A 24,963-nucleotide genomic window follows, 5' to 3' on the forward strand; every position below is an offset into this window, starting at 1 on the left:
CGGCGTGGGGGAGCCGCGTGTGGGGCGTTGCTCGGCCGTCCTGTGCCCGGCTGTGGGGCGCCGCCGGACTGCTCCGTCCGTGCGCGGCGGTGCATCGGCGTGCGGGGGCGCGTAGGGCGTGCCGCTCGCTCGCGCGGTGCCGCGGGGCCGGCGCGTGGGAGCCGTTTCAGGCGTGTCGATCGGTCGTCTCGTGCCCGGCTGTGGGACGCCGCCGGAGCGGTCCGTCCGCGCGCGGTTGTCGCCGGGTCGACGCGGTCGTCTCGGAGCCGCTTGACTGGCCTGTTTTCCCCTCGCAAGAAACGCCAGGCCGTCGTACGGTTCGGGGTGTAAGAACCCCCTACTTTCAATACAGTGAGTGACCAGGGAACCCCATAGAGTAACATCTGCAACTTAATGACGGGCTATACGGGCTTTCACGTTGCTTTATGGGCCCTGAACTCGCTAGGTTCCCAAGCCGTCCGACTCAATCGAGTGGAAACACGAGGTGACCCGGCGTGGCGCTTCCGCCCCTAACCCCTGAACAGCGCGCCGCAGCTCTGGAAAAGGCTGCAAAGGCTCGCAAAGAGCGTGCCGAGGTCAAAGACCGGCTCAAGCACGGGGGTACCTCCCTCGCTGAGGTTCTGAAGGATGGGCAGGCCGACGACGTCATCGGCAAGATGAAGGTGTCGGCTCTGCTGGAGTCCCTGCCTGGTGTCGGCAAGGTCCGCGCCAAGCAGATCATGGAGCGGCTCGGTATCGCCGAGTCCCGCCGCGTGCGGGGTCTCGGTGCCAACCAGCGCGCCGCTCTCGAGCGTGAGTTCGGCGGCGGTGGAAATCGCTGATCGACTCGCCACGGGCGGGCGCGGTGGGCAGACCGCCGCGGCCGCTTCCGCCACCCCCATGGCGGGCGGCTCCATCCCGTCCAGGCGCCTGACGGTCCTCTCCGGGCCGTCCGGCGTCGGCAAGAGCACGGTCGTCGCCGAGATCCGGCGAGCCCACCCGGAGGTGTGGCTGTCGGTCTCGGTGACAACCCGTGCGCCCCGTCCTGGCGAGGTCCACGGTGTGCACTACTTCTTCGTCGACGTCGCCGAGTTCGAGCGGCTCGTCGCCGAAGGGGAGTTGCTCGAGTGGGCCGAGTTCGCGGGCAATCGTTACGGCACGCCGCGCCGCGCGGTGCTTGAGCACCTCGAAGCCGGCGTGCCGGTCCTGCTCGAGATCGACCTGCAGGGCGCCCGGCAGGTGCACGCCGCCATGCCGGAGGCGCTGTTCGTCTTCCTCGCGCCACCGTCGTGGGACGAGCTCGTCCGCCGCCTGATCGGCCGTGGCACCGAGCCGCCCGAGGTGATCGAGCGCCGTCTCGACGCCGCCCGTACGGAACTGGCGGCCGAGAAGGAGTTCGACGTCACACTGGTCAACACGTCGGTCCAGGACGTCTGTTCGGAGCTGGTAGCCTTGCTGGCTGCACAACCACCGAACTCCGACTAGCGGAAGGCGCAGGAGTGGCATCGAATGCCCCTGGTGCCGAAGGCATCACGAACCCGCCGATCGACGACCTGCTGAAGATCGTCGACAGCAAGTACAGCCTGGTGATCATGGGGGCCAAGCGCGCCCGCCAGATCAACGCCTACTACGCCCAGCTCGGCGAGGGCCTCCTGGAGTACGTCGGTCCCCTCGTGGAGACCCAGGTTCAGGAGAAGCCGCTGTCGATCGCGCTGCGCGAGGTCCGCGAGGGCCTGCTGCACTCCGAGGCCATCGAAGGCGCCTGAGTTGTCCTCCGGCGGCCCTGGGGCGTGTCGCGCCCTGACGGGCGGCCGTCCGCGGCGGCCGTACGGCGTCGCGGCGTGCCCGGCGGAAGGGCCCGCAGGTGAGTGCGGGAGCTGACCCGGCCGGGCGTCCCCGGGTGATCCTCGGGGTCGGCGGCGGCATCGCCGCGTACAAGGTCTGCGAGCTGCTGCGGCGGCTGACCGAGTCCGGGCATGGCGTCCGGGTGATCCCGACGCGTGACGCGCTGCGCTTCGTCGGCGAGCCGACATGGGCGGCGCTGTCCGGTCAGCCCGTGGCCACGGAGGTCTGGTCGGACGTCGCCGAAGTGCCGCACGTCCGGCTCGGCCAGGGCGCCGACCTCGTCCTCGTCGCGCCGGCCACCGCCGATCTGCTGGCCAGGGCCGCGCACGGCCTCGCCGACGACCTGCTCACCAACACCCTGCTGACGGCACGCTGCCCGGTCGTGTTCGCGCCGGCGATGCATACCGAGATGTGGGAGCACCCGGCCACGCAGGCCAACGTCGCGACCCTGCGCTCGCGCGGCTGCCTCGTGATCGAGCCGGCCGTCGGCCGGCTCGCGGGCGCCGACTCCGGCAAGGGACGGCTGCCCGATCCCGACGCCCTGTTCGACGTCGCCCGCCTCGTCCTGGCGCGGGGCGGCGTTCCCGCCGACCTCACCGGCCGCCACGTCGTCGTCTCGGCCGGCGGCACCCGCGAGGCGATCGACCCGGTCCGGTTCATCGGCAACCGCTCCTCGGGCCTGCAGGGCTACGCCCTCGCGCGGACCGCGCTCGCGCGCGGCGCCCGGGTCACGCTCGTCGCCGCCAACGTCGCGCTGCCGGACCCGGCGGGCGCCGACGTCGTACGGGCCGGCTCGGCGCTCGAGGTGCGCGACGCGGTGCTCAAGGCGGCGGCCGACGCCGACGCCGTCGTCATGGCGGCCGCGGTGGCCGACTTCCGGCCGGCCGGCTACCACGACGTGAAAATCAAGAAAACGGACACTGACGAACCCGCGCCGATCGCCCTGGTCAAGAACCCCGACATCCTCGTCGAGCTCGTCGCCGCCCGCCGCCCCCGCCAGGTGATCGTCGGATTCGCCGCCGAGACGAACGACGTGCTCCGCAACGGGCGGGAGAAGCTCGCCCGCAAGGGCTGTGACCTGCTGGTCGTCAACGAGGTGGGCGAGCGACTGACCTTCGGTGCGCCCGACAACGCCGCCGTGATCCTGTCCGCCGACGGCACCTCCGTCGACGTGCCCCGGGGGTCGAAAGAAGACCTGGCCGACGAGGTATGGGACCAGGTGACAGGGCGGCTACAGTAAAGAACACGGGTCCAGCGTGGCTTGAGTGTGCCTTAATCGCCTCTGGATAGACTGCGCGTCCGATACCCGTAAGAGATCCGCTCTGCTACGTCAGTCAGCAGCCGCTGCAAGGAGTGCACCCACGTGTCACGTCGCCTGTTCACCTCCGAGTCCGTGACGGAAGGTCACCCGGACAAGATCGCAGACCAGATCAGTGACGCGATTCTCGACGCGATGCTGAAGGACGACGCGCGCAGCCGCGTCGCCGTCGAGACGCTGATCACCACCGGGCAGGTCCACGTCGCGGGTGAGGTGACCACCGAGACGTACGTGGACATCCCCGGCGTCATCCGGGAGAAGATCCTCGAGATCGGCTACGACTCCTCCAGCAAGGGCTTCGACGGCCACTCCTGCGGCGTGTCGGTCTCCATCGGCGCGCAGTCGCCCGACATCGCGCAGGGCGTCGACGACGCGTACGAGACCCGCGAGGGCGAGGGCGCGGACGAGCTGGACCGGCAGGGCGCCGGCGACCAGGGCCTGATGTTCGGCTACGCCTGCCGCGAGACGCCGGAGCTGATGCCGCTGCCGATCATGCTCGCGCACCGGCTCGCCCAGCGCCTGTCCGCCGTCCGCAACAGCGGCGTGGTCCCCTACCTGCGTCCCGACGGCAAGACCCAGGTCACGATCGAGTACGACGGCGACCGCGCGGTCCGGCTCGACACGGTCGTCGTGTCCTCCCAGCACGCCCCGGACATCAGCCTCAGCGACCTGCTGAGCCCGGACATCAAGGAGCACGTCGTCGACCCGGTCGTCGCCGAGCTCGACCTCGACACCGAGGGCTACCGCCTGCTCGTCAACCCGACCGGCCGGTTCGAGATCGGCGGCCCGATGGGCGACGCGGGTCTCACCGGCCGGAAGATCATCATCGACACCTACGGCGGCATGGCCCGCCACGGCGGTGGCGCCTTCTCCGGCAAGGACCCCTCCAAGGTCGACCGCTCCGCCGCGTACGCCATGCGCTGGGTCGCCAAGAACGTCGTCGCCGCGGGCCTCGCGGACCGCTGCGAGGCGCAGGTCGCCTACGCCATCGGCAAGGCCCACCCGGTCGGCCTGTTCATCGAGACCTTCGGCACCGAGAAGGCCCCGGTGGAGCAGATCCAGAAGGCCGTGCTCCAGGTGTTCGACCTCCGCCCGGCCGCGATCATCCGCGACCTCGACCTGCTCCGCCCGATCTACTCCCAGACGGCCGCCTACGGCCACTTCGGTCGCGAGGAGCCGGACTTCTCGTGGGAGCGGACCGACCGCGCCGAGGCCCTGCAGTCGGCCGCCGGGCTCTGACCCGAGCGCCCTTCGGCGGGGAAGCACCCTGCTTCACATCGCGGCCGTCCCGGATGACTCCGGGGCGGCCGCGACGCGTTCCAGGGGTGCCCGGTGGATCTCTGGACGCCGCTCGCCACGAACAACATCCCTAGGATGCTCGCTGTGAAGATCACTGTGCTGGGCGGGTGCGGCGCGTGGCCGGCCGCCGGAGCGGCGTGCAGCGGGTTCCTGGTGGAGCACGACGGGCGTCGGCTGCTGCTCGACCTCGGGTACGCGACAGTGCCCGAGCTTTTCCGGCACATCACGGCCGACCAGGTCGACGCGGTGGTCATCAGCCACGGGCACCCGGACCACTGCGCCGACCTCAACCCGCTCCTGCGGGCCCGCGGCCTGGCTGCGGAGCCGGTCCCGGCGCTGCCGGTGTACGCGCTGCCCGGCGCCCTGGACGCGGTGCTGGCGCTGGACCGTCCGGGGATGCTCGACCACGCCCTGGCGCTGCGCGAGTTCTCCGCCGGTGACCGCCTGAGCATCGGGCCGTTCACCGTCGACACCCGGCTGCTCCCGCACTGGGTGCCCAACGCGGGGGTACGCGTGGCCGCCGGCGGAAAGGTCCTCGCCTACACCGGCGACACCGGCCCGAGTCCGGAGGTGGTCGAACTCGCCCGGGACGCCGACCTGCTGATCGCCGACGCGACCTATCCGGAGGTCGTACCGCCGGAGGACGCCGCCTTCCTCACCAGCGCCCGGCAGGCGGCGCGGCAGGCCGCCGACGCGGGCGCCGCCCGCCTGATGCTCACCCACCTGTGGCCCGGCACTCCGCGCGAGACCGCCCGGGAGGCCGCTCTCCGGGAGTTCGCGGGCCCGGTGACGGTCGCCGCGAGGGACGCCGGGCTAAGCCTCTGAGACGGCCATGACGGTCCCGGGTGACGCGCCCGTAGTCGCGACCGCGAAGCTTGACGCCGGTTCCCGGCGGGCAGACCCAAGAGCGTACGGGCGGTGCGCTTCCGGTCCCGCACGGCCGCGTGAGCGGAGGCGCGGCCCGGACGGCGGACGCCGCCGCCGTCGTGACCGGTTCGGGGGTACCGGATGCGTGAGCCGATCGTTCTACCGCATGAGGATCCGGCCTTCGTGGCCGACCCGTTCCCGTTCTATCGCAGGCTCCAGGAGGGCGGCCCGGTCCGCCGGGTCATCACCGTAGGCGGGCTGGAGGCGTGGCTGGTGACCCGCTACGGCGATGCCCGGGAGGCGCTCACGGATCCTCGTCTGACCAATGACCTCCGTGGTGCCACGGACCCTCGGCTCCTGGAGCAGTTGCCCTCCGCGGAGCGGACCTCCGCGATGCGCAGCATGATCCGCCTCGATGGGCCCGACCACACGCGGCTGCGCCGTCTCGTGTCGAAGGCGTTCACGGCCCGCCGGGTCGCGGAACTCGAACCACGCGTGCAGGAGATCACTGATCGGCTGCTCGACGCGATCATCCCGGCCGGGCGGGCGGACCTGATCGAGGATTTCGCCCTGCCGCTGCCGGTCACGGTGATCAGTGAGCTGCTCGGCGTGCCCCTGAGGGACCGGGATCGCTTCCAGGCGTGGACGAACGTTCTGCTCGCCTCGCGCCCGGACCGGACGGCCAGGGCGGCGACGGAGCGGGCGTGGCGGCAGATGTGGTCCTATCTGGAAGGGCTCCTGGCGGCCAAGCGGGCAGACCCCGCCGACGACCTGCTCGGCGCATTGATCACCGCCCGGGACCAGGACGAGCGGCTCGACGAGGGCGAGCTGGTGGCGATGGCCTTCCTGCTGCTGGTCGCCGGCTACGTGACCACGGTCAATCTGATCGGCAACGGCATCGCGGCGTTGCTCACCCACCCCGGCCAGCTCAAGCTCCTTCGCGACGATCCGCGTCTTCTCCCGGACGCCGTAGAGGAGTTCCTGCGATACGACGGCCCGGTGAACCCGGGCGTCCTGCGCGTCGCGGAGGAGGACCTGGAGATCGGCGGAGTGGCCGTTCCCCGGGGCGCGACCGTCATCATCGCCACCGCGGTCGCCGACCGCGACCCGGCGGAATTCCCCGAGGCGGACCGTCTCGACGTCGCACGACCCGGCAACGCCCACCTGGCGTTCGGGCACGGCATGCATTACTGCCTCGGCGCGCCGCTGGCCCGGCTGGAGGGGCGAATCGCCATCGGGACGGTGCTGCGGCGACTCGACGATCTTGCCCTCGCCGTGCCGTACGGAGAACTGCCCCGGCAGATCGGCGGACTGCGCGGGCTCGAGCACCTGCCCGTCACGTTCACGGCCGCCTGAGAGCCGCGAGGCAGCGGAAGAATTATTCACGTTTCGGAATATTCACCAATGATCTTGCGCTGTGGAGTACGAGGGACACACGCCGCCTTCCGATGAGCGTGTGTCACCGCGAACCCCTGGAGGTCATCGGTGAACAACAGCATCCCCCAGCGCAGGACCCGGGCCGCGAGCCCCCGGCAGCACCTGGTGCGGTCGCACTCGCTGCGGGCCCTGGCCGTCGCCGCCCGGCTCGAACGCCATCACGCCCCGGCGGGACCGCCGGGCCGGGCCCGTACGGAGGAGGCCTCCGACGAGATGGAGCTGACCTGCTCCGCGCCGGACTGCTGAGCCGCACGCGGGCGTGAGGAAGGGACGGGCGGGGATGGTCACGGTCGAGGACGTACGGCGCGTGGCATCGTCGTTGCCGCGCACCGAAGAGCACCTGATCAGGGACCGCATCAAGTTCCGGGTCGGCAAGATCGTCTACCTCGCGTTCTCCCGCGACGAGAAGGAGATGGGCTTCGCGTTCCCGAAGGAGGAACGCGAAGCCCTCATCGCCGCGGAGCCGGAGAAGTTCCTCATGCCCCGGCTCTCCGACCAGCGCTTCAACTGGGTCGAGGTCCGCCTCGCCACCCTCGACGAGGACGAGATGCGCGAACTCGTCGAGGATGCCTGGCGCATGGTCGTGCCCAAGCGCGTCGCCGCCGCACGTCTCGGACCGAGCCCGGTCACCGGCACCCGCCGCCGCTGACCGGACGGTCCGCCGTCCGGTCGCGGGCCTGGTCAGCCGATGCGCCCCTGCCCCCCGACGTGCCCTGCCCTCCGTGTCGCTTTCGGCGACGTCGGCGCGGCGACCGGGGGACCGGTTCAGGCGAGTTGTACGCGGGGGTCGAGGACGCAGTAGACGATGTCGACGGCGACGTTCGCGAGCACCGTGAAGAACGCGGCGAGCAGCACGACGGCCATGATGACCGGGAGGTCACCACTGATCATGGACCGCACGGTCAGCTGCCCGATTCCCTGCAGGCCGAACACCGACTCGGTGACCAGCGCGCCGCTCATCGCCATGCCGGCGTCGACGCCGAACTGCGTGACGACGGGCGTCAGCGCCGCTCGGAGGCCGTGCTGGAAGACGACGCGATGTTCGGCCAGGCCCTTGGCGCGTGCGGTGCGGATGTAGTCCTCGTCGAGCACGTCGAGCAGCGCGCCCCGGGTCAACCGGGTGTAGACGGCAGCCTGCACGATCGCGAATGTCGCCCAGGGCAGGATCAGGTGTTCGCACCACCGAACCGGATTCTGTCCGATGGGGACGTAGCCGCTCTGCGGAAAGATCGGCAGTGCCGCGGTGAACAGATAGAGCAGGGTCATGGCGGCGATGAACGCGGGTACCGAGATGCCGACCAGAACGGCGACCGCGATCCCGCGGTCGACGAGCGTGTGCGCCCGCCTGGCGCTGGCGACTCCGCACACCAGGCCCACGAGCAGCCACAGGGCGGACCCTCCGACGGCCAGGGACACGGTGACGGGAAAGGCGTCTTTGAGCATGTCGCCGACCGGAGTTCTCGTGACGTACGAGTAGCCGAAATCGCCCTCGAGCGTACGAGTGAGAAAGTGCCAGTACTGCACCGGTATCGGATCGTCCAGGCCCATCCGGTGCCTGAGCAGGGCGAGCGTCTCAGGTGTGGCCATCTTTCCGGCGAAGCGGGCGGCCGGATCGCGAGAGGTGGCGAAGAAGAGGATGAAGACGCCCGTCGTAACGATCCAGAGCACTAACCCGCCGGTCAGGACTCGGCGGATCACGAAACGGATCATGCGCGCCAACCTACGGCATCGATGCCGGTCCTGATCGGGCCTTCGGCGGCCTTCCCGCCGGTTCGCGGCGGCGTCGGTGTCCATGCGATCTGGTAGGACGGGGGAGTGGCGAACGACGGCGGGGGGCCCGGGACCACTCCCCAGATCCCCGGGATGGACGACGTGACGGCTGTCGTCCCCGAGGCGGGCCCGCGCGCCGGCCGCAAGAAGGCGTCGAGGAAGGGCGCGCGGCTGCCCGCGGAGACGATGAAGGTCGCGAGGGTCGCCGTCGACGTGTCCCTGCCGCACCTGGACCGGCCGTTCGACTACCTGGTCCCGTCGGACCTGGACGAGAAGGCCGTGCCGGGCTGCCGGGTACGGGTGCGGTTCGCCGGTCAGCTGGTCGACGGCTTCCTGCTCGATCGCGTCGAGGAGAGCGACCACGACGGGCGGCTGTCCTTCCTCGATCGCGTGATCTCCCCCGAACCGGTGCTGACCCCCGAGATCGCCGCGCTCGCCCGCGAGGTGGCCGACCGCTACGCCGGCGTCCTCGCCGACGTCCTCCGCCTCGCCGTCCCGCCCCGGCACGCCCGCGTCGAAGCGGAACGCAGGCCCGCCGCCGCGGAGACCACCGTCCGGATCGCGAACGGGACCCGGGAGGTGGCCGCTACGGAGGCCGACGGTGCCGAGCAGGGCGCTGCTCCGGCGAGGGAGGCGGCCGGTCCGGAGGCCGGTGGCGCGGAGGGGAGCACGGCCGGGGCTGAGGTGGGTGGTGCTGGACGGAGCGCGGGCCCGGTGCGGGAGGCGGCCGGTCCGGAGGCCGGCGGCACGGAGCCGGCGAGGGGCGCGGCCGACGGTCAGACCGACGCCATGGACGGAGGCGTGGATGCCGGCGGCGAGGCCGGAGCTCCGGGCTTGGGCGCGGACGCCGAGGGCGGGAGCGGTGGCACGGGCCAGGGCGCGGACGCCGAAGGGGATGCGTCCGGGACGGAGGGCGACCGGACCGGTCGGGAAAGCGCCGCGACACTGAGCGAGCGGGTCGATCACGTGGCGGGCGGCGCGGGTCAGGCGGAGCCCGAGGGGGAAAGCCGGTCGGCGGGCGGCGGAGCCGGCCGGGACGGAGGCGCGTCCGTCGATCCCGGGCCCTGGGAGGCCTACCGGGCGGGTCCGTCCTTCCTCGCCGCGCTGACGACGGGGCGTGCTCCCCACGCCGTCTGGACCGCCCTCCCCGGAACGGACTGGACCGCCTTCGTCGCCCGTGCCGCCCGTGCCACGCTCGACGGTGGGCAGGGGGTCCTGATCGTGGTCGCCGACGGCCGGGAGGTGGCGCGGGTCGACGCTGCCCTGCAGGCGGAGGAGGGCGTGGAGGGGCACGTCGCGCTCACCGCCGAGCTCGGTCCGGCCGAGCGCTACCGCCGCTGGCTCACCATTCTGCGCGGCGAGGTGAACGTCGTCGTGGGCACACGCGCGGCGATGTTCGCGCCAGTGCGCGACCTGGGGCTCGTGGTCCTGTGGGACGACGGAGACGACGTCCACGCCGAGCCGCACGCCCCGTACCCGCACGCCCGCGAGGTCCTCGCGCTGCGCGCTCACCGGGCCGGCGCCGGTGCCCTCATCGGCGGGTTCACGCGCACGACGGACGCCACCCAGCTCGTCGAGACCGGCTGGGCGCACGCCCTCGTCCCGGACCGGGACCGGCTGCGCCGGTCGATGCCGTACGTCCGGCCCGCCGGTGACGACGCCGAGCTCGCCCGGGACGAGGCCGCCCGCACGGCGCGACTGCCGCACCTGGCGTTCCGGGCGGCCCGGCAGGGCCTGGAGACGGGTCCGGTGCTCGTCCAGGTGCCACGACGCGGCTACGTTCCCGCCCTGGCCTGCGCCCGCTGCCGGGGCCCGGCGCGCTGCCCGGAGTGCGAGGGGCCGCTCGCCCTGACCTCGGGGCACGCGGCGCCGTACTGCCGATGGTGCGGGCGGATCGCCGGGATGTGGCGCTGCCCGGAGTGCGAGAGCCCGCACGTACGGGCGGTGGTGGTCGGGGCGCGGCGCACCGCCGAAGAACTGGGCCGAGCCTTCCCCGGCGTGCCGGTCCGCACCTCGGGGCGGGACGGCGTGCTGGACTCGGTGGGCCCGGAACCGGCGCTCGTCGTCGCCACCCCGGGCGCCGAGCCGGTGCCCACCGACGGGTACGCCGCGGCGCTACTGCTCGACGGCTGGGTGCTGCTCGGCCGCGCCGACCTGCGTGCGGGGGAGGAGGCGATGCGCCGCTGGACCGACGCCGCCGCCCTCGTACGCTCCGGCGGTCCCGTCATCGTGCTCGCCGACGGCGCCCTCACACCCGTGCAGGCGCTGATCCGCTGGGACCCGGTGACGTTCGCCGAACGCGAGCTCGCCGAACGCCGCGAGCTCGGCTTCCCGCCCGCCGTGCGCATGGCGTCCCTGACCGGGAGTCCGCAGGCCATCCGCGAGCTGGTGGAGGCGGCCGGACTCCCGCCCGACGCGGAGGTGCTGGGGCCGGTCGAGGTCGGCGACGGCCAGGAACGCGCGCTCGTCCGGGTCGACCGGGCCCGGGGTGTGGTTCTGGCGCGGTGCCTCAAGGCGGCCCAGGCCGCGCGCAGCGCGCGCAAGGCCGCCGACGTGATCCGGGTTCAGATCGACCCGCTGGAGCTGATCTGAGCGCTTCCGGTGTCCGGACGTCCGTAGACTGAGGTGTTCCAGCCCCAGAACGTCGAAACGGAGCCGTACGTGGCAGTCAAGCCCATCCGCCTCTTCGGTGACCCGGTCCTGCGGACCCCGGCGGATCCGGTCAAGGACTTCGACAAGGAGCTCCGGACGCTCGTCAAGGACCTGTCCGACACGATGCTCGAGGCGCCGGGCGTCGGACTGGCCGCGCCCCAGCTCGGGGTGGGCCTGCGGGTCTTCACGTACTACGTCGACGACCAGCTCGGCCACGTCGTCAACCCCACCCTCGACCTGTCGGACGAGCAGGAGGAGGGCGACGAGGGCTGCCTGTCGCTGCCCGGCCTGGTCTTCCCGACCAAGCGCGCCATCGGTGTGGTCGCCAAGGGCTTCAACATGTACGGCGAGCCGATCGTCCTGGAGGGCACCGACCTGCTGGCCCGCTGCGTCCAGCACGAGACCGACCACCTGGACGGCATCATCTTCATCGACCGGCTCGACCAGGAACAGCGCAAGGCCGCGATGAAGGCGATCCGCGAGGCCGAGTGGTTCGGTGAGCCGAAGCCCATCGTCAAGGAGTCGCCGCACAGTACGTTCGGCAAGGCCCTGTGAGCGCGGACGGAGACCGCTAGTGCGCCTGGTATTCGCCGGAACGCCGGAGACCGCGGTGCCCGCCTTGGCGGCGCTGCTGGAATCCCGGCACGAGGTCGTCGCCGTCGTCACCCGGCCCGACGCGCCCGCCGGGCGCGGGCGCCGGCTGACGCCGAGCCCGGTCGCCCATAAGGCGGCCGAGGCGGGCGTCGAGGTGCTCAAGCCCGCGAAGGTGAAGGAGCCGGAGTTCCTCGACCGGCTTCGTGAGATCGCGCCGGACTGCTGCCCGGTCGTGGCGTACGGCGCGCTCATCCCGCGTTCGGCGCTGGACATCCCGCGGCACGGCTGGGTCAATCTCCACTTCTCGCTGCTGCCCGCCTGGCGCGGCGCGGCGCCTGTGCAGCACGCCGTGCTGCACGGCGACGACATCACGGGCGCGGCGACGTTCCAGATCGAGGTGGACCTCGACACCGGGCCTGTGTACGGCGTCGTCACCGAGCCGATCCTGCCCGAGGACACCAGTGGCGACCTGCTCGGCCGCCTGGCGCAGACCGGCGCGCAGCTGCTCGTCGCGACGATGGACGGCATCGAGGACGGCAAGCTCGAGCCCCGCCCGCAGCCCGCCGACGGCGTCTCGTACGCCGCGAAGCTCACCCCCGACGACGCCCGCGTCGACTGGAGCAGTGCCGCCCTGCACGTCGACCGGCGGATCCGCGCCTGCACGCCGGCACCGGGGGCCTGGACGACGTTCCACGGTGAGCGGTTGAAGCTGGGTCCGGTCCGGCCCGCTCCGGACGCCGAGCCGCTCGCGCCCGGCCGACTGCGGGCTTCCAAGCACGAGGTCTTCGCCGGCACCGGCACCCATCCGGTGCTGCTCGGGCAGGTTCAGCCGCAGGGCAAGCAGCGCATGGACGCGGCGGACTGGGCGCGCGGCGTGCACCCGACCGACGAGGACGAGCTGATCTGATGCCTCCCCGGCATTCCCGCCGCACCCCCGCACCGGGGGCGAACCGCCGTCCCGCGCAGCGGCCGCGCCGTCCGCGCGACCCTGTGCGCCGCACCGCGTTCGACGTCGTCCAGGCGGTCGACGACCGCGACGCGTACGCCAACCTGCTGCTGCCGTCCCTGCTGCGCGAGCGCGGCCTGACCGGCCGCGACGCGGCGCTGGCGACCGAGCTGACCTACGGCACCCTGCGCGGGCGCGGCACATACGACGCCGTCCTCGACGTGTGCAGCGACCGCCCGGTGGCCAAGATCGATCAGCCGCTGCTCAACGTCCTGCGGCTCGGCGCCCACCAGCTGCTGCGCACCCGCATCCCGGCGCACGCCGCCGTCGGCACGACCGTCGACCTGGCCCGGTCGGTGGCCGGTCCCGGCCAGGCGAAGTTCGCGAACGCGGTGCTGCGCAAGGTCGCCGCCCGCGACCTGGACGCCTGGCTGGCGATCGTGGCGCCCGAGGAGGAGACGGCCCGCCTCACGGTCGTGCACAGCCATCCGCGCTGGATCGTGAACGCGCTGCGCGACGCCGTCGGGCCGGCCGAGATCGAGGCGCTCCTCGCCGCCGACAACGACCGGCCCCGGGTCACGCTGGTCGCCCGGCCCGGCCGCTCGACCGTCGAGGAGCTCGGCGGCGAGCCCGCCGCGTACTCCCCGTACGCCGCCTACCTGGCCGAAGGCGACCCCGGTGCGATCCCCGCGGTCGCCGAGGGCCGCGCGGCGGTCCAGGACGAGGCCAGCCAGCTCGTCGCCCTCGCGCTCGTCCGCGCCGAGCTCGACGGCCCCGACCGCCGCTGGCTCGACCTGTGCGCGGGCCCGGGCGGCAAGGCCGGCCTGCTGTCGGGCCTGGCGGGCGAGCGCGGCGCGCACCTGCTCGCCTGCGACGTCCAGCCGCATCGCGCCCGCCTCGTCGCGGGCAGCGTAGACGCGGCGGGCGCCATCGCCGTGGTGGACGGCACCCGGCCTGCCTGGCGGCCGGGCTCGTTCGACCGCGTGCTCGTCGACGCGCCCTGCACCGGCCTGGGAGCGCTGCGCCGCCGCCCGGAGGCTCGCTGGCGGCGCGGCCCGGAGGCGGTCGCCGAGCTCGGCCCGCTGCAGCGGCGGCTGCTCACCTCGGCGCTGGAGTCGGTACGTCCCGGCGGCGTCGTCGCGTACGTCACCTGCTCACCGCACCTGGCCGAGACCAGGGTCGTCGTCGACGACGTGCTGCGCGACCGCGACGACGTCGAGCGCCTGGACGCCCCCGCCCACCTCACGGAGGTGCCGAACCTGGGCGACGGCCCGTACGCGCAGTTCTGGCCGCACAGGCACGGCACCGACGCGATGTTCCTCGCCCTGCTCCGCCGCCGCGCCTGACCCAGGCCGCGCGTCTAGGGGTGTCCGGTGGACAGAGATCTACTGGACAGCCCTTGGGCCGTCGGCCCGGGTCGGGCGGCGTCAGGCGGAGATCGGAACCGGCTCGCGGACGGGCGAGGACAGGTCCGTGAGCACCTCGGTGGCACGCTCCAACGCGTCGGCGATCCATGGGAGCGTGAGCGGGTCCGGGGTGAGGAGCGCGGCCTCGCGCTCCTCATGGGTCTCGCCGTACAGCAGGCTGGTCGCGACGCGGATGCGCAGCGCCTCGGGGCGGTCGCCGAACGCGCTTCCCGGAAGGACGCCGACGCCGTACTCGTCGAGCAGGAACTCGGCCAGGTCCGTGTCCGTCTTGACGCCGAACCGGTCGCCGAGATCCGCGAACGCCGGTTCGTCGAGGCTCGGATAGCAGTAGAAGCCGCCCTGCGGCATCGCCACACGCGCCCCGGCGTCGGCGAACCGCTCGGCCACCGCGGTCGCCACCGTGGCGTGCAGCCGCCGGCTCGCCGCGATCCGGTCGACGATCTCCGCCGGCTCGCGGAAGGCGTAGGCGGCCGCCTCCTGAACGGGGCCGGAGGCGCTCGACCAGATCTCGCTCGCGACGGCGGCGAGCCGGTCCCGCAGGCCGCTGAGCTCCTCCGGCAGCAGCGCCACGCCGATGCGCCAGCCGCCGAGCGCGAGGCTCTTGCTCAGCGCCGTGGTGATCACCGTTCGCTCCGGCGCGAACCGCGCCGGGCACGGGAACCCGGCACCCTGGTCGAAGACGAGGTCGCGGTAGATCTCGTCGGCGATGATGATCAGGTCCAGCGCGCGGGCGGCCTCGCAGAGCCGGCGTACGGTCTCGGGACGGGCCAGGGTGCCCGTCGGGTTGTCGGGGATGGTGACGACGACGCTGCGGACGGGCTGCCCGGCGGCGCGGGCGCGCGCCACGACCTCCGGCAGGGCGTCGGGGTCGGGCACCCCGCCCTCGCCGGGCCGGGTCGCGACGAAGATCGGTTCGGTGCCCATCAGGCGCGTCTGCGCGGCGTAGCTGACCCAGCTGGGGCGCGGGACGACGACGCTGCCGCCGATCGCGAGCAGCAGGGCGTACAGGAGCGGTTTGCTGCCGGGGCCGGCGACCACCAGGTCGGGGTCCGCGCGTAGACCGCGACGGCGCCAGTAGCCCGCGGCGGCGCCGCGCAGGGCGGCACTGCCCGCGACCGGGCCGTACGCGCCACGGCCCGCAGCGGCGGCGAGCTCGCGTTCGAGCGACGGGTGGACGTTCAGGCCGGCCTCGCCGAATGCGAGGGGCAGCACCGGCAGGCCGGCCCGTCGTCTGTCGTCGAGCGCCTCGTTGGCGGCAAGAGTCGCGGATACTGCGACTGGCATCTTCGCTCCTGATGGATGCGGGGCATTTGTGTGAGGTGTTGTTCGCGGCGCGCCGTACCCCTCAATCGTCGAGTCTCGAAGTGCATCATCACAAGCGAGGCTTTCCGCTGCTATGCATAAGATGAGCTTATGCTTGACGTCCGGCGGCTCCGGCTGCTGCGTGAGTTCGCCGAGCGCGGCAGTATCGCCGCCACGGCGAAGGCCCTGGGCTACACCCCGTCGGCGGTCTCCCAGCAGCTCGCCGTGCTCGAGCGCGAGATCGGCACGGCGCTCCTCGACCGCACCGCCCGCAGCGCCGAGCTGACCGATGCCGGACGCCGGCTCGCCGGCCACGCCGAGCGCATCCTCCGGATGATCGAGTTCGCCGAGGCGGACATGGCCGAGCCGGAGCCGTCCGGGCATGTGGTCCTGACCGCCTTCCCCACGGCGGCGATCGCGTTCGCGCCCGCCCTCGCGCACAGCCTGCGCCGCCACTCGGGCCTGACGTTCCAGCTCCGCCAGAGCTCCGGGGACGGGCTGCCGCAGGTGCGTTCCGGCGAGGTCGACGTCGCGCTGATCGACGACTGGACAGGCCGTCTCCCCACCCGCGGGGGCGGCAGCCTGCGCTTCTCGCTGCTGATGCACGACCCGCTCGTCCTCGTAGTGCCGGCCGACCACTGGGCGGCCGACCCGGCCGTCTCGATCGATCTGCGGCGGCTCCGCGAGGAGCCCTGGATGGCGGCTCCACCCGGTGAGCCGTCACGGCAGGCGTTCGACCGGCTCCTGGCCGACGTCGGCGGCGCTCCGTCGGTGCCGTGGGAGTTCGAGGGGCTCGGCACGATCCTCGGCCTGGTGGCCCGGGGCGTCGGCATCGCCGCCATCCCCAGTCTCGCCCTCACCACCGACGTTGCGGGGATCGCCGTACGCCGGCTGCCCCGGGCGATGACCCGCTACGTCTACGCGGTCGTGCGCACGGCGAGCGTACGCCGTCCCTCGGTCGCGGTCACCGTGCAGGCGCTGAAGTCCGCCGCGGCCGCCGTGGACGTCGACCGCGTCGACCGGCGGCGCTGACACCCCGACACCGCCGGCGACCGGGAACGGGCCGGCGAATCATGACGATTGTTAGAACAGCAGGTCGGCCATGACGGGTGCGAACGGGATGTCGACCACGGCCCGGGACGGCCGGCCCGGCGGAAACCAGACGGTGACCTCGGCGCCGGTGGAACAGGCCTTCTCGAACGCCGCGGATCCCGACCCCGCGAAGCGATACCAGCGCCGGCACCGGTACCCGGTCCTGGTCGCGGGATCGATCCACTGCAGGCGCACGACGTAGGAGGTGCTCTTCGATCCCCTGACCGAGCGGTGCTGCCGGTCCACGGCGGCCACGCGTGCCGTTGCCCTGCTCCCGCGCCTTCGCAGCCGGCGCAGTCTCGCTCGCCGGACCCACATGCGAGCCTTGTGGTTGATGATGAGGCCGACGGCGAGTCCGGTGAGGAACCCGACGGCCAGGCCGTTGACGCTATGCCGGATGCCCAGCAGGTGCGGCAGTAGCGACCAGGTCACGGATACGCCCGCGACTCCGCCCCAGAAGAGGCACAGCGCGAGGATGACCAGCTGCAGCAGGCCCCATCCGATACTGACCGCCCACCAGGCTCTGCGCCGGGAGACGTCGACCCATGCGACGTCGGCATGGCCGCGCGGGGCGTCGGTCACGCTGATCACCTCCGATTCCGGAGCATGGCCATCCTTTGAAGTCTCTAGACTTGGGCACATCATGGCCGTGCAAATCGCTCCCAGCATTCTGTCCGCCGACTTCGCCCGCCTCGCCGATGAGGTGACGGCTGTCGCCAGCGCCGACTGGATCCACGTCGACGTGATGGACAATCACTTCGTGCCCAACCTCACCATCGGGCTGCCGGTGGTCGAGTCGCTGCTCAAGGTCACGCCGCTGCCGCTGGACTGCCACCTGATGATCGAGGACCCGGATCGGTGGGCTCCCGGCTACGCCGAGGCGGGCGCGTCCAGCGTGACCATCCACGCGGAGGCCGCGAGCGCCCCGATCCGTACGCTGCGGGCGATCCGCGCGGCCGGAGCGCGCTCCGGACTGGCGCTGAACCCCGGCACCGCCGTCGAGCAGTACGCCGACCTGCTGCCCGAGATCGACATGCTGCTCGTGATGACGGTCGAGCCGGGCTTCGGCGGCCAGTCGTTCCTCGACGTGGTGCTGCCCAAGGTGCGGCGCGCCCGAGAGCTGATCAAGGGCCGCGAGTCGGACGTCTGGCTGCAGGTCGACGGCGGCGTCAACGCCGAGACGATCGAGCGCTGTGCCGAGGCGGGCGCGGACGTCTTCGTGGCGGGGTCGGCCGTCTACTCCGCCGACGACCCCGCCGAGGCCGTCCGCTCCCTGCGCGAGCAGGCGAGCGCCGCCTACACCGCGTAGCCCGCGCGAGCAGGCGACCGCGGAACACCGTTCAGGCCGCGTCTCCCCGCGCGAGCGGGCGAGCGCGGCCCACACCGCGTCGGCCCGGTCGCCGTCGCGCGAGCGGATCACGAGTCCACCGGCCACGAGGCCGCCCCCTGCGCCGCGCCGGCCGTGACGGCGCGTCCCTACGCCTCGAACACCTCGGCGCCGTCGCCGTTCGCGTGGCTGCGCAGCCGGCCCTGGGCGACGAGCACCAGCAGGTGCGCCTGGGTCTCAGTGGTGGCCAGCATCTGGTTGAACATGTCGAGGTCGTCGAAATGGCGTTCCCGCCGGGTCCAGGTCAGGGCGCGGGCCGTCTCGTACGCCGTGCCCGAACCCGCGGTGACGGCCGCCGCGCAGGCGTCGAGGCGCTCGGCGTGGTGCGCCAGCAGGGCGTCGACGCGGGCGTGCACGCTGTCGGTGACGGGCCCGTGGGCGGGGAGCAGCCGCAGGTCGGGGAGTTCCCGGACGATTCTGAGGGAGTCCAGGTACGAGCCGAGGGGGGAGGCGCCCGGCGCGCTCTCGAACCCGATCGACGGCGTGATGTGGGGCAGGACGTGGTCACCGGCGAACATCAGCCCGTCGTCGAGGTCGGCGAAGACGAGATGCCCCCGGGTGTGGCCCGGCGTGGGGACGGCGAGGAGGTCCCGGCCGCCCAGCGGCAGCTCCGTACGGCCGTCGATCCAGTCGTCCGGCATCTCCCACTCGAGGACGTCGTGCCCGCCCTCCCGCCAGGCGGCCTTCAGGCGCTCGACGAGCGGGCGTGCTCCGCACACGAGGAGTTGGGCGAGCTGCGGGGAGTCCTCACGCCGGCGCGGCCCCGTGAGGAGCTCGAGGGTCGCGCGCTCGTCGATGCCGAGGCTGACCCGCGTCCCGAACTCCCGGCGGACGGCCACCGCCTGCGTGTAGTGATCGCGGTGGACGTGGGTGACGAGGAACCGCGTGATGTCCCCGAGGCCGTACCCGATCTCCTTCAGCGCCGCTTCGAGCCGCCGCCGGGACTCCTCGAGGGCCCAGCCGCCGTCGATCAGGACCAGGCCGTCATCGCCCTCGATCGCGTAGACGTTGACGGCGCGGAGGCCGTCGCTCGGAAGAGGCAGGGGGATGCGGTGCACGCCCGGCGCCACCTGGAACGCTCCAGGTTCTATCCACTCCGTCCGCTGCGTCATCGGCCCGCCTCATCTTTCGCACTAGAACGACATTCGATCTATATCGGACCACGGGCGGCCCGCGCCATTGTTAGCGTCCACAAGTTTCGATGCCAACCAAGCGAGCGCTTGCTTGGCCAGCTGTGGACATCCTCACATATGGCGCGGAATGTCCGGCGTGGCACACTGGTTGGGAGTCAGTAAGCGTGCTCCGGGGTCGGTGAAATTCCGAACCGGCGGTGACAGTCCGCGACCCGGCCGAAACCATCGGCCGGTTGACCCGGTGGAACTCCGGGACCGACGGTTAAAGTCCGGATGGGAGGCAGCGCGCGGCCGTGCCCTTCGTGGGCATGGCATCTGTGGCCTTGCCACACACCCGGAGCCTGATGAGGGAGGCCCGGGTGACCGATCATCCCGCGCAGGAGCGGGCGATGCGCCGGGCGCTGGCGCTCGCCGTCCGCGCCCGCGGTGAGACCAGCCCCAATCCCGTCGTCGGCTGTGTCGTCCTCGACGCCGCCGGAGAGGTCGCGGGCGAGGGATACCACGCCTACGCCGGCGGCCCGCACGCCGAGATCGTCGCGCTCCGGGAGGCCGCCGGCCGGGCCCGCGGCGGCACTCTCGTCGTCACCCTCGAACCCTGCGACCACCAGGGCCGTACCGGCCCGTGCACCCTCGCCGTCATCGACGCCGGCGTCCGGCGCGTCGTCTACGCGGTCGCCGACCCCGACCCGGTCGCGGGTGGCGGAGCCCGCAGGCTCGCCGAGGCGGGCATCGAGGTCGAGGGCGGGCTGCTCGCCGACGAGGCCGAGCGGGCCAACGCCGAGTGGCTCACCCGCACCCGGCTGAACCGGCCGCACGTCACCTGGAAGTTCGCCGCGACGCTGGACGGCCGGTCCGCCGCCGCCGACGGCACCAGTCAGTGGATCACCGGCCCGGAGGCCCGGCACGACGTCCACGAGCTCCGCGCCCGCTGCGACGCGATCGTCGTCGGCGCCGGGACCGTGCTGGCCGACGATCCCCGCCTGACCGTACGGGGCGTGCAGCGCCACGATCACCTGCTCACGTCCCGCAGGCCCCTGCGCGTCGTCGTCGACGGCCGGGCCCGTACGCCGCTGACCAGCCGGATCCTGGACGACGAGGCCCCCACGCTGATCGCCGTCGCGGAGGACACCGACACCGCGGCGCTGGAGGCCCGCACGGCCGTCGTCCGCCTGCCGCGCGGCGACGGCGGGCTCGACCTGGCCGCCCTCCTCGCCGAGCTGCGCGACCGGCAGATCGTCTCGGTCCTCCTCGAGGGCGGCCCGACCCTGGCCGGTGGGTTCCTGGCCGCCGGGCTGGTCGACCGGGTCGTCGCCTACCTCGCCCCCACGCTTCTCGGCTCCGGCACCACCGCGCTCGGCCCGGCGGGCGTCGGCACGCTCGCCGAGGCCCACCACCTGCGGATCGAGGACGTCACGCGGATCGGCCCGGACCTGCGCGTCACCGCCGTACCGCAAGCCGCCGAAACCCCCACCCGGCCGGTAGCGGCCCGAAGGGAGCACTGAATGTTCACCGGAATCGTCGAGGAACTCGGCGAGGTGGTCGCGCTCGAACCGGCGGGGGACTCCGCCCGGCTCACCGTCCGTGGCCCGCTCGTCGTGTCCGACGCCGTGCACGGCGCGTCCATCGCGGTCAACGGGGTCTGCCTCACCGTGACCGACGTCAAGGACGACGCCTTCACCGTCGACGTCATGAAGGAGACGCTCGACCGGTCCAGCCTCGCCGGCCTGAAGCCGGGATCGCCGGTCAACCTCGAACGCCCCGTACGGCCGACGGACCGGCTCGGCGGCCACATCGTCCAGGGCCACGTCGACGGGGTCGGCCGCGTCGTCTCCCGCGAGCCCGGCGACCGCTGGGAGGTCGTGACGGTCGAACTGCCCCCGCAGCTGGCCCGCTACGTCGTCGAGAAGGGCTCGATCACGGTCGACGGCGTCAGCCTCACCGTCGTCGAGGCCCGCGACGACGCCTTCACCATCGCGCTGATCCCGACGACGCTCGAGCTGACCACCCTGGGCCGCAAGGGCCCCGGCGACCCGGTCAACCTCGAGGTCGACGTCGTCGCCAAGTACGTCGAGCGCCTCGTCACGGCCGGAGGGGCACGGTGAGCTCCTGGACACAGGCGGGCATCACCGTCCTCGGCGAGAAGGTCCTGTGGACCGACCTCGTGGGCAACGTCCTGTCCCTCGGCACGGTCTTGCTGGCGATCCGCCGCACGATCTGGACCTGGCCCGTGCAGATCGCCGGCGCGGCGCTCCTGCTCGTCGCCTCGCTCAGCGCGCACGCGCCGGGCAACGCGCTCAAGCAGGTGATGTTCCTGGCGCTGGCCTCGTACGGCTGGGTCCGGTGGCTGCGCGGCATCCGGAAGAGTCGGGAGCTGGCCGTGCGCCCGGCCACCCCGCGCGAGCGCACCGCCCTCATCGGCGTGCTCGCGGCGGGCACCGTCGCGGTGGCCCTGCTGTTCGCGAACATCCCCTGGCTGCAGATCTCCTGGTCGCCGCTGGCCAACGCGTACATCTTCGTCGGCAGCGCGGTCGCGACGTTCGCGCAGAGCCGCGCGCTCGTCGACTTCTGGGTCATCTGGGTCCTCGTCGACCTGGTCGGCGTCCCCCTGGCGTTCAAGTCGGGGCTGTACGTCTCCGGCGCGGCGTACGGGATCTTCTTCATTCTCGTCCTCGCCGGTTTCCGTGACTGGCTGAAGCAGTACCGCCGACAGCGGCGGCACACCGAGCCCAAGGTGGTAGCGGCATGAGTTTCGACAGCGTGGAAGATGCGATCGCGGACATCGCGGCCGGCAAGGCCGTGGTCGTCGTCGACGACGCCGACCGGGAGAACGAAGGAGATCTCATCTTCGCCGCCTCCAAGGCGACGGCGGAGCTGGTGGCCTTCACGATCCGGTACAGCAGCGGCGTGATCTGCGTGCCGATGGAGGGCCCGGACCTCGACCGGCTGCAGATCCCGCTGATGACGGCGCACAACAACGAGCGGATGCGCACGGCGTACACCATCAGCGTCGACGCCCGCGACGGTGTGGACACCGGCATCTCCGCCGCCGACCGCGCCCGGACGATCCGCACGCTCGCCGACTCGGCGACCGAGCCGTACGAGCTGGTCCGGCCCGGCCACATCTTCCCGCTGCGCTACCGCGAGGGCGGGGTGCTGCGGCGGCGCGGGCACACCGAGGCGGCGGTCGACCTGGCGCGGCTGGCCGGGCTGACCCCGGCCGGGGTGCTGGCCGAGGTCGTCAACGACGACGGCACGATGGCGCGGCTGCCGCAGCTGGAGATCTTCGCCAAGGAGCACGACCTCAAGCTGATCTCGATCGAACAGCTCGTGGAGTACCGCAAGCGGACCGAGCGGATGGTCGAGCGCATCACCGAGACCCGGATCCCCAACCGCCACGGCATGTGGCGTGCGGTCGGCTACGCCAGCGAGGTGGACGACGGCGAGCACGTCGCCCTCGTGTACGGCGACCTGGGCGACGGCGAGGACGTCCTCGTCCGGGCCCACTCGGAGTGCCTGACCGGCGACGTGCTCGGCTCCGAGCGCTGCGACTGCGGCACCCAGCTCGAGGCCGCGATGGCCGCGATCGCCGCCGAGGGCAGGGGAGTGCTGCTGTACCTGCGCGGCCACGAGGGCCGGGGCATCGGCCTGCTGGCCAAGCTGCGGGCCTACCAGCGCCAGGACGACGGCTCCGACACCGTCGACGCCAACCTCGAGCTCGGCCTGCCGGTGGACGCCCGCGAGTACGGCAACGCGGCGCAGATGCTGCTCGACCTCGGCGTCCGGTCCGTCCGGGTGCTGACCAACAACCCGGCCAAGGTCGACGGGCTGGAGAGCTTCGGCGTCGAGGTACGCGGACGGGAATCGCTGCCCGTCTCCGTCACCGAGCACAACCGGCGCTACCTCGCCGCCAAGCGCGACCGCCTCGGCCACACGATCGGAGACCTGGGATGAGTGGAGCCGGACGTCCGGAGGAGACCTTCGTCGACGCCTCCGGGTTGCGACTGGGCATCGTCTGCACCCGGTGGCACGCGCAGGTCACCGACCAGCTGCTGGAGCGGGCCGTCGCGACGGCCAAGGAGTGCCGCGTCGCCGATCCGGTGGTCGTGCGCGTGGCCGGCGCGCTCGAGATCCCGGTCGTCGCCCAGCAGCTCGCCCGCGACAACGACGCGGTCGTCTGCCTGGGAACGGTCATCCGCGGCGGGACCCCGCATTTCGACTACGTCTGCGACTCCGTCACCGCGGGTTTGACGAGGGTTGCCCTGGACGAAGGCACCCCGGTGGGCAATGGGGTACTAACATGTGAGACGCTCGACCAGGCATTGGACCGATGTGGGCTGGACCACAGCCACGAGGACAAAGGGATGGAGGCGACCGTGGCCGCTCTCGATACGGCACTGACCCTGCGAGGTCTTCGGCACCACGGTCACGCGCGGCATGACGCGGAGCATCTGGGCTCCTGAGCGTCGACGCCGCGACACCCATCTCTCGCAGAAAGGTTCATGAACCGTGCTGTCACTCGTGCTGCCCAAGGGCTCTTTGGAAAAGGCGACGTTCGAGCTGTTCGACGCCGCCGACCTGACCGTCCGCCGGGCGTCCGACCGCGACTACCGCGCCTCGATCGACGATCCGCGGATCGACCGCGTCCGCGTCCTACGCCCGCAGGAGATCCCGACCTACCTCGAACAGGGGCTGTTCGACCTCGGCATCACCGGGCGCGACTGGATCACCGAGACCGACGCCGACGTCGTCTCGCTCGGCGAGCTGAAGTACTCCAAGGCCACGTCCAACCCGGTGCGCGTCATCATGGCCGTGCCGAACGACGCGCCCTGGCAGACCGTCTCCGACCTGCCCGAAGGCGTGCGGATCTCCACCGAGTTCCCCGCCCTGACCGAGCGCTTCCTCGCCCAGCACGGCGTCAAGGCGCGGGTCGTGCCGTCGTACGGCGCGACCGAGGCGAAGGTCCCCGACATCGTCGACGTGATCGTCGACCTCACCGAGACCGGCTCCTCGCTGCGCAAGAACGGCCTGCGCATCCTCGACACCCTGCTGACCAGCTACACCGAGCTGGTCGCCAACCGCGAGGCGTACGAGGACGCCGAGAAGCGCGCGGCGATGGAGGACATCGCACTGCTGCTGCAGGGCGCGATCCGGGCCCGCGGCAACGTCCTGCTCAAGCTCAACGTCGAGAACGGCGCGCTGCAGTCGGTCCTGGACATCATCCCGTCGATGTCGTCGCCGACGGTCACCCCGCTGGCCGGCGGTGAGATGCACGCGGTGGAGAGCGTCGTCGCCAAGCACGGCGTGAACACCCTGATCCCGGCGCTCAAGGCGGCCGGTGCCCGCGACATCCTCGAGATCCCGATCTCCAAGATCGTCGACTGACCCCTGCGTTAAGGCGGCTCCCTCATGACCACGGCGACGTGGCGGCCACGACGGGCCAGAATCGTCCCGTACGTCCTCGCGACGGTGGTGGTCGCCGGCATGATCGCCCTCGCCGTGGTCATGCCCGCCCCGTGGAGTCTCGGCGACCGGATCGGCCTGGTCGCGATCGGGCTGATCGTCGCCGGGATCCTGCACATGCTGGCCCGCAGCCGGGTGACGGCCGACCCCGACGGGGTGACGGTCGTCAACGGCCTGCGCACGCACGAGTACGAGTGGGCGGAGGTGCTGGGCGTGTCCATGGCCGAGGGCGCGCCCTGGCCCTCCCTCGACCTTGCCGACGGCTCCACCGTCGCGGTCATGGGCATCCAGTCCTCCGACGGCGAGCGCGCGAACCGCGCTCTCGCCGAACTGGCCACCCTCATCCGCGAACGCGGCGAGACCACCGGCCCCTGACCTGACGATCATCTGCTCCGGCCTTGATGAGTGGGGACCACGCGGGGGAGCCGAGGACCGTGATAGCAGTGGCTGAGGCA

The 24,963-nt window shown here is 72.4% G+C and carries 26 protein-coding genes and 1 riboswitch; of the genes, 22 read left to right on the forward strand and 4 right to left on the reverse strand.

What is annotated here, in order from left to right:
- Window positions 1–494: 494 nt before the first annotated feature.
- From mihF to AB0I04_RS02865, 9 genes are all read left to right on the forward strand, one after another.
- On the forward strand, window positions 495–821 hold the full coding sequence (gene mihF / locus AB0I04_RS02825) for an integration host factor, actinobacterial type (RefSeq protein WP_252782942.1): 327 nt from the start codon (window positions 495–497) through the stop codon (window positions 819–821).
- Between the two features lie 58 nt (window positions 822–879).
- Window positions 880–1,464, forward strand: coding sequence for a guanylate kinase (gene gmk / locus AB0I04_RS02830; RefSeq protein ID WP_360878796.1), 585 nt, complete (start codon window positions 880–882; stop codon window positions 1,462–1,464).
- 14 nt (window positions 1,465–1,478) lie between these two features.
- Complete coding sequence (gene rpoZ, locus AB0I04_RS02835) at window positions 1,479–1,745, forward strand: DNA-directed RNA polymerase subunit omega (protein ID WP_252782944.1); 267 nt, start codon at window positions 1,479–1,481, stop codon at window positions 1,743–1,745.
- A 134-nt stretch (window positions 1,746–1,879) separates the two neighbouring features.
- Window positions 1,880–3,064 carry a bifunctional phosphopantothenoylcysteine decarboxylase/phosphopantothenate--cysteine ligase CoaBC gene (gene coaBC, locus AB0I04_RS02840; protein WP_360878799.1) on the forward strand — a complete coding sequence of 395 codons (1,185 nt, stop codon included), beginning with the start codon at window positions 1,880–1,882 and terminating at the stop codon, window positions 3,062–3,064.
- A gap of 123 nt (window positions 3,065–3,187) precedes the next feature.
- On the forward strand, window positions 3,188–4,381 hold the full coding sequence (metK, locus tag AB0I04_RS02845; protein WP_360877913.1) for a methionine adenosyltransferase: 1,194 nt from the start codon (window positions 3,188–3,190) through the stop codon (window positions 4,379–4,381).
- Between the two features lie 144 nt (window positions 4,382–4,525).
- A complete protein-coding gene (locus AB0I04_RS02850) occupies window positions 4,526–5,266 on the forward strand; it encodes an MBL fold metallo-hydrolase (protein ID WP_360877916.1) in 741 nt (246 codons plus the stop codon).
- A 225-nt stretch (window positions 5,267–5,491) separates the two neighbouring features.
- Window positions 5,492–6,664, forward strand: coding sequence for a cytochrome P450 (locus tag AB0I04_RS02855; protein WP_360877919.1), 1,173 nt, complete (start codon window positions 5,492–5,494; stop codon window positions 6,662–6,664).
- 129 nt (window positions 6,665–6,793) lie between these two features.
- Window positions 6,794–6,991, forward strand: coding sequence for a hypothetical protein (locus AB0I04_RS02860; protein WP_360877922.1), 198 nt, complete (start codon window positions 6,794–6,796; stop codon window positions 6,989–6,991).
- Between the two features lie 34 nt (window positions 6,992–7,025).
- Complete coding sequence (locus AB0I04_RS02865) at window positions 7,026–7,394, forward strand: MmcQ/YjbR family DNA-binding protein (RefSeq protein WP_360877925.1); 369 nt, start codon at window positions 7,026–7,028, stop codon at window positions 7,392–7,394.
- 116 nt (window positions 7,395–7,510) lie between these two features.
- Here the strand turns inward: AB0I04_RS02865 and AB0I04_RS02870 are convergent, their stop codons facing one another.
- Window positions 7,511–8,455 carry an ABC transporter permease gene (locus AB0I04_RS02870; protein ID WP_360877928.1) on the reverse strand — a complete coding sequence of 315 codons (945 nt, stop codon included), beginning with the start codon at window positions 8,453–8,455 and terminating at the stop codon, window positions 7,511–7,513.
- A gap of 153 nt (window positions 8,456–8,608) precedes the next feature.
- On the opposite strand from AB0I04_RS02870, the gene AB0I04_RS02875 reads away from it, so the two are divergent.
- The 4 genes from AB0I04_RS02875 (at window position 8,609) to AB0I04_RS02890 (ending at window position 14,053) form a co-directional block, all read left to right on the forward strand.
- Window positions 8,609–11,107 (forward strand): primosomal protein N', encoded by a 2,499-nt coding sequence (locus AB0I04_RS02875; protein ID WP_360877931.1) that lies wholly within the window; start codon window positions 8,609–8,611, stop codon window positions 11,105–11,107.
- Between the two features lie 69 nt (window positions 11,108–11,176).
- Entirely contained in the window at window positions 11,177–11,722 is a 546-nt protein-coding gene (gene def / locus AB0I04_RS02880) for a peptide deformylase (protein ID WP_360877934.1), read from the forward strand.
- A 19-nt stretch (window positions 11,723–11,741) separates the two neighbouring features.
- Window positions 11,742–12,668, forward strand: a complete 927-nt coding sequence (gene fmt / locus AB0I04_RS02885; protein WP_360877936.1) for a methionyl-tRNA formyltransferase — start codon at window positions 11,742–11,744, stop codon at window positions 12,666–12,668.
- A complete protein-coding gene (locus tag AB0I04_RS02890; RefSeq protein WP_360877939.1) occupies window positions 12,668–14,053 on the forward strand; it encodes a transcription antitermination factor NusB in 1,386 nt (461 codons plus the stop codon). Before fmt ends, AB0I04_RS02890 begins: the two co-directional genes overlap by 1 nt.
- 81 nt (window positions 14,054–14,134) lie before the next feature.
- On the opposite strand, the gene AB0I04_RS02895 is transcribed toward AB0I04_RS02890, so the two are convergent.
- Window positions 14,135–15,418: a pyridoxal phosphate-dependent aminotransferase gene (locus AB0I04_RS02895; protein WP_360877941.1), complete on the reverse strand. Its 1,284-nt coding sequence runs from the start codon at window positions 15,416–15,418 to the stop codon at window positions 14,135–14,137.
- 129 nt (window positions 15,419–15,547) lie between these two features.
- Between AB0I04_RS02895 and AB0I04_RS02900 the strand changes: the two genes are divergently transcribed.
- Window positions 15,548–16,468, forward strand: coding sequence for a LysR family transcriptional regulator (locus AB0I04_RS02900; RefSeq protein ID WP_360877944.1), 921 nt, complete (start codon window positions 15,548–15,550; stop codon window positions 16,466–16,468).
- A gap of 51 nt (window positions 16,469–16,519) precedes the next feature.
- Here the strand turns inward: AB0I04_RS02900 and AB0I04_RS02905 are convergent, their stop codons facing one another.
- Window positions 16,520–17,110 (reverse strand): DUF3592 domain-containing protein, encoded by a 591-nt coding sequence (locus AB0I04_RS02905; protein WP_360877946.1) that lies wholly within the window; start codon window positions 17,108–17,110, stop codon window positions 16,520–16,522.
- Window positions 17,111–17,171: 61 nt separating this feature from the next.
- Between AB0I04_RS02905 and rpe the strand changes: the two genes are divergently transcribed.
- Window positions 17,172–17,837, forward strand: a complete 666-nt coding sequence (rpe, locus tag AB0I04_RS02910) for a ribulose-phosphate 3-epimerase (protein ID WP_360877948.1) — start codon at window positions 17,172–17,174, stop codon at window positions 17,835–17,837.
- A gap of 167 nt (window positions 17,838–18,004) precedes the next feature.
- On the opposite strand, the gene AB0I04_RS02915 is transcribed toward rpe, so the two are convergent.
- Window positions 18,005–19,027 carry an MBL fold metallo-hydrolase gene (locus AB0I04_RS02915; protein ID WP_360877951.1) on the reverse strand — a complete coding sequence of 341 codons (1,023 nt, stop codon included), beginning with the start codon at window positions 19,025–19,027 and terminating at the stop codon, window positions 18,005–18,007.
- Between the two features lie 181 nt (window positions 19,028–19,208).
- Window positions 19,209–19,339, forward strand: a riboswitch (FMN riboswitch).
- Between the two features lie 68 nt (window positions 19,340–19,407).
- On the opposite strand from AB0I04_RS02915, the gene ribD reads away from it, so the two are divergent.
- The 7 genes from ribD to AB0I04_RS02950 are packed head-to-tail and all read left to right on the forward strand — an operon-like array spanning window position 19,408 to window position 24,883.
- A complete protein-coding gene (gene ribD / locus AB0I04_RS02920; RefSeq protein WP_360877954.1) occupies window positions 19,408–20,550 on the forward strand; it encodes a bifunctional diaminohydroxyphosphoribosylaminopyrimidine deaminase/5-amino-6-(5-phosphoribosylamino)uracil reductase RibD in 1,143 nt (380 codons plus the stop codon).
- A complete protein-coding gene (locus AB0I04_RS02925; protein WP_360877957.1) occupies window positions 20,551–21,150 on the forward strand; it encodes a riboflavin synthase in 600 nt (199 codons plus the stop codon).
- Entirely contained in the window at window positions 21,147–21,794 is a 648-nt protein-coding gene (locus AB0I04_RS02930) for a nicotinamide mononucleotide transporter family protein (protein ID WP_360877960.1), read from the forward strand. Before AB0I04_RS02925 ends, AB0I04_RS02930 begins: the two co-directional genes overlap by 4 nt.
- Entirely contained in the window at window positions 21,791–22,999 is a 1,209-nt protein-coding gene (locus AB0I04_RS02935; RefSeq protein ID WP_360877963.1) for a bifunctional 3,4-dihydroxy-2-butanone-4-phosphate synthase/GTP cyclohydrolase II, read from the forward strand. Before AB0I04_RS02930 ends, AB0I04_RS02935 begins: the two co-directional genes overlap by 4 nt.
- A complete protein-coding gene (gene ribH / locus AB0I04_RS02940; protein WP_360877966.1) occupies window positions 22,996–23,508 on the forward strand; it encodes a 6,7-dimethyl-8-ribityllumazine synthase in 513 nt (170 codons plus the stop codon). Before AB0I04_RS02935 ends, ribH begins: the two co-directional genes overlap by 4 nt.
- 46 nt (window positions 23,509–23,554) lie before the next feature.
- On the forward strand, window positions 23,555–24,430 hold the full coding sequence (gene hisG / locus AB0I04_RS02945; protein ID WP_360877969.1) for an ATP phosphoribosyltransferase: 876 nt from the start codon (window positions 23,555–23,557) through the stop codon (window positions 24,428–24,430).
- A gap of 24 nt (window positions 24,431–24,454) precedes the next feature.
- A complete protein-coding gene (locus AB0I04_RS02950) occupies window positions 24,455–24,883 on the forward strand; it encodes a PH domain-containing protein (protein WP_360877972.1) in 429 nt (142 codons plus the stop codon).
- Window positions 24,884–24,963: the final 80 nt, after the last annotated feature.

The sequence above is a fragment of the Actinoallomurus sp. NPDC050550 genome (assembly GCF_040655075.1).
GTDB lineage: Bacteria > Actinomycetota > Actinomycetes > Streptosporangiales > Streptosporangiaceae > Actinoallomurus.